General features: G+C 43.7%; 6 protein-coding genes. All 6 read right to left on the reverse strand.

Features of this window, described 5'->3' with window-relative positions:
- A partial coding sequence (locus ACW12G_RS06365; RefSeq protein ID WP_455647544.1) for a head maturation protease, ClpP-related occupies positions 1–560 on the reverse strand: 560 nt, incomplete at its 3' end.
- A complete protein-coding gene (locus tag ACW12G_RS06370; RefSeq protein ID WP_455647545.1) occupies positions 561–1,712 on the reverse strand; it encodes a phage portal protein in 1,152 nt (383 codons plus the stop codon).
- Positions 1,713–1,907 (reverse strand): DUF1056 family protein, encoded by a 195-nt coding sequence (locus ACW12G_RS06375; protein WP_147001062.1) that lies wholly within the window; start codon positions 1,905–1,907, stop codon positions 1,713–1,715.
- The gene (locus ACW12G_RS06380) at positions 1,897–3,780 is read right to left on the reverse strand and encodes a terminase large subunit (RefSeq protein WP_455647546.1); all 1,884 of its coding nucleotides are present in this window, start codon (positions 3,778–3,780) and stop codon (positions 1,897–1,899) included. The genes ACW12G_RS06375 and ACW12G_RS06380 overlap by 11 nt, the downstream gene beginning before the upstream one ends.
- Positions 3,767–4,237 carry a phage terminase small subunit P27 family gene (locus tag ACW12G_RS06385; RefSeq protein ID WP_312402300.1) on the reverse strand — a complete coding sequence of 157 codons (471 nt, stop codon included), beginning with the start codon at positions 4,235–4,237 and terminating at the stop codon, positions 3,767–3,769. Before ACW12G_RS06385 ends, ACW12G_RS06380 begins: the two co-directional genes overlap by 14 nt.
- Before the next feature lie 186 nt (positions 4,238–4,423).
- The coding region (locus ACW12G_RS06390; RefSeq protein ID WP_455647547.1) for an HNH endonuclease at positions 4,424–4,717 on the reverse strand (294 nt) is incomplete at its 5' end.

Genomic DNA, 4,717 nt, shown 5'->3' on the forward strand with positions numbered 1-4,717 from the left:
CTCAAATCGTTGGCAAATGCTGGTTCGTTGTCAGCAACAAACATAATCTCGTCAGCAAAGCCTTTATCGACAGCTTCTGTTGCTGTTAACCATGTTTCTTGTGCCATCATGTTTAATAAGTCGTCTTGTGACATGCCTGTTTTTTGCTCATAGGCACTCGCAATCGACTGGTCGATGCTGTCTAGGACGGCCGCCTCATGGGTAAGGTCGTCCTTGTTTCCACCAGCCATAACCGATGCTTGATGGATCATGATCTGGGCTGTTGGCGAAATTTTAATCGTGTCCCCTGCCATTGCAATCACGCTGGCTGCACTAGCTGCGAGGCCTTGGATGTTGACCGTCACGTTCGCGCTTGACGACTTTAACATCGTGAAAATTTCGCTTGCTGCGAAGACATCACCGCCGTTGGATGCGATGTTCACCTCAACATCTTCACCAATGTCTCCATCGTTTAACACGGCACTAACCGCGCTTGGTGACACGTTCGCAATGCCGAAGAAATTATAAAATGCAGCTGTGTCATCATCGACAACTGCGCCTTTAATGTCAATTTTTTTCAATTACACTACACCTCCTGTGTTGTTATCTGGCGGTACGTCCGCCTTTGGTAAGTCAGTCGGTAAATAACCAGACTGTTGCAACACCCAAATACCTTGTTCAGGTGTCAGCATTTTTGACTTGATAAACTCGTTAACGTTGGTCGTGTAATCATCGTTTACAGGGTCGATCGCTGGCTTAATGTCAATTATGACTGGCGATGACTGCTTATTTGACAGTTCGCTAGTTACCGCATTCCCAAACCGCATGAGCGACTTAGCATATTCGCCACCGATCATTTTTAGTGAGCTTTGCTGGTCACCTGTTCCGTTCAAGACTGAATCCGGTACGCCGTAGACCTTAGCAATCTGCTTTGAAGTCCAGTCGGCTTGTGCAAGCAACTTTGAGACGTCACTTTTTAACTCAAGCGGCGTGTATTCTTCTAGCGAATCGGTCACGACCGGACCACCGTTAGAATTCTGAACTTGGTTCATAAACTCTAACGAGCGTTTAGCCTTTAACTTAGCGTTTAGCAACCCGCCGCCTTTGATGTTCAAAACACCGGGTGCTAACACTGATTTATCCAAAGCAGTAATTGTCAGCTTATCTGACGACTTCTTAATTTGCAATTCACTAGAAAGCGACCGTAATGGGCTGACGCCGGTCGCGCCACCGTTCTGACTTAACAAGCGGAAGTGAATCATGTCGTTTGATGGCACTCCCTGTTTGACACCGACGAATGGCGAGTCGAATGAGATGTTGTAGTAGAGTCCGGAAAAGTCAGGCAGTGCAAAGACACCAACTTGGCTAGGTCGCAGATACTCCCACCGAACATCAATACCGTTTTGATTGCGCCAGCGATACACGAACGCTTCACCACCTAATAACAACTGCGCATAAACTGCTTGCCAAAAGCTATAAGTGTTTGACCAAGTTGTCGGATTATTCAGCATCCCCTGATTACGAGAATTACTTGTGATTAGCTTTGATGACGCTAAATCTGCGCTCAACTGGAAAACCGTAGAGTAAATATCCGAGTTACGCAGCGCAATTTCCGCACTCACATAATCGTTTTTACCCTCTGGACTGATGTAGTTCACAATTGTCGCATCATCAAAACCAATCTCTTGACCACCATCAACCATCAAGCCGTTTTGAAAGTTGAATAATGGCAATTAATCACCCCCTTTCGGTGTCGGCGTTAGCAGTTCACTGATGAAGCCAGTGACTGCAAAAGAAAAGGCCAGCGCAACCGCACCAGCCACCTTATTTAAGCTAAACATGCCCCAATTTAGCGCCACGAGTGCTGCAAAGTAGCAAAGAATATCAAAAACCCGCCAAATTAGCGGTAATAATCGCTTAAAAATCATCAATATCTCCTAATAATCCTGATTCTGGATCGTTAAACCACGCCTCAACTTCGGCAGAGGTCATACGTCCAATCTTCTTCTCTGGGTCATTTACATCTGAATATTCTTCAAAATGAATCATGCCCTGATACAAAGCATCAATAATCGCATCAACCACATCGATTTTTAATGTTGCTTTGGCTTTATCAACCTGAATACCGATCTTATCTTCAACAATTTGTGCGTTGAGTAACGCTTTTTCCATAATCTTGTCATCAAGTCGCGAAATTGAACCCTCAACAAATGCTGATTGTAGGAATTTGGTTGGGTCTTTCAACTCGCTAGTACGTTGCCTGATCGCCATTAAGTTCCATGACGTGTTAATTTCAAGCTGCTTAATTGCTGGTGTAGCACCCCAAGCATCGTAACCAAAAAAGACAACGTCCAATGCGTTGTCCTCTACATAGTTTAATAGCCATTGATAAACCTGATCGTCATTAATCAAGCCTTGCGGGTGTGATGTAATCGTGCAGTAGCCCAGCTTTTCAAGTTCACGGTAATTGATGCCATCTTGTTTTTCCTTGGCCTCGATACTACCAGCCTTTTCCCAAGGGATAAATGAGTGCTGCTCGACATGCCAGCGTTTGTTGCCTTTACTATCTAGGTATGGATAAACAAAAGCAACCGCCGTGTTATCACTAAACATCGAGTAGTCATACCCGATATAAACTTGCCGTTGACGAATATCGAATCTGTCAACAATCGCCATCGACACATCAGACAACTTAAGGAAACTGTTTGTAGACTCTTGTAGCCACATGTTCAAGTTTTTGTTTTGAAAGTCGCTAATTGTACCAGCGAGCAAGTCACTATCGCGCTTGTCCGTCAGCCCCTGTAACAATACTTCGCGTTCGCTTTCAAGCGTCAACAATGGGTTTGACTTTACCCAAGTTTCTGACTTGAACGTTTCATCAAGACTATCTTGCGCCCAGATTAAACCGAGATAGCTATCCGCGTCTCGGTTCCAATCTTGTTCCATAGCCTGTTGAATCATCTTCTGATCCTCGTGGAACGGCACAGTTGGGTTAGGATATGAGGTAGAAATCTGAATAAACTGGCGGTTTTTTACCTTGACTTGCCCTGAAATAATTTTAGAAATCTTATCGCGGCTTGTAATTTCACCAATTTCATCAACAACCGCTGTCGTAAAGTGGAAACTATCGTACTGACCAGATTCGTGTGAGATTGCACGCATCACGTTATTTGTGTTTTTCATGATGATCTGGTCAGTTTGAATGCTCAAATCAACCTCTTTTGCATACGATTTAAACGGTTCTGTCTCAATAATCTTACGCAACATGCTCTTGATATAACCAAATAACTTGTTTGTCTGCTTAAAGTTGATTGACGCAACCAAAAAGTCTTGGTTTTCAAGTCCCATCGTCTCAATGAGATAAGAATATCCTTGTAGAATAGCCATAAGATATGTCTTGCCTTGCCCACGTGACACAGAAACGATTGCACGACTAAATCGTTTACCACCATCTAAGGTACGCCAACCGATGAGTTGCGTCATGATAAACTCTTGCCAATCCATCAGCTTTGTTGGCTCACCCGTATCAACGTTAGGTGCGAATTTAGCGAACTTCAAAATGTTGCTTGCTTGTTTTACTGAATATTTGTACGGAAAGTCTTTATCCCCTTGGCGTTGTAAATCACGTAAATGTCTAAACGCTGCCAGCTTAATAAAATACCCTGTGACAATTACTTCGTCTAAGACATTGAAAGCATAAACCGTTCCCTTATCGTGATACTTTGTTCTGACGTCAGAAAAATCAAGTGTATGATAGATGCCTATGACATCATGATTCGTCGTTAAATCAATCTTCTTCATCAGCAAAGAACTCCTTCATTTGCGAGGCCGAATCTTTATCGTCCTGTGCGGCTGCATCACTCAACGCCATTAAGTCTGACCTGCTTTTGGGTGATAATCCCAACTCTGATCCTATTTTGGTTAAATTCTTAAGCGCATCACTGTATATCGCCGTCATAGGGTTGCGGCGGTAGCCTTGAAATGCCTCTTTGATAATCTCGCCCTCGTAGTTTTGAACCGGTTTAAAAATCGCCTGAACTTCGCCATTTTCGCGAATGTGTTTGTATGCGTTTCGATAAATTTCGTATTGTGTCACATACATTTCTACCAAACCAGAATCAATTCTAGTCACGCTTGATTGCGTTTCTAAAAAAGGTATAACCTTACGCCAAATGACTTTAGCCTGCTGTCCCAAGTAGGCTGGAGGCGTAATCGTTAAACGCCCGCCATTGACGTCTTTATCTGCTTTTTTAACCAACGCTTAACCACCTCCTTTCAGGGTATCCCCCCTTTATAAAAACTTTTTAAAATTGAACATTTTTACAAGATGATGATATGTGAGCGCTCTCTCGTTTAAAGCACATGGGCGGGGGTATAAAGCATTTTAATCACACAGACGTGCAATCAGTACACCTAGACCTAAAACGCAACCAGCGCGCTTATATTAGCTCTCTCGCTTCATCATCTTATTAATCATTACCACGCTGCGGACTGGACTAACTTGCTTTAACTGGTTATCCTTACCTGTGCCGTAGTATGCCTGTTCCCATCTCGTTTTCATGTTGTGACACTTACTACAGATGACCACTAGGTTGTCGACGTCTGCCTTGTCATCAGGTGCGAACTCCATAGGAACAATGTGGTCCACTGTCTTGCCCATGTTGACGATGCCGTCTGCCTTACAGTATTGACACAAGTAGTGCTGCGTATCTAACACCAACTGACGCAAGTCTACCCA

It is taken from the genome of Leuconostoc sp., assembly GCF_965300815.1.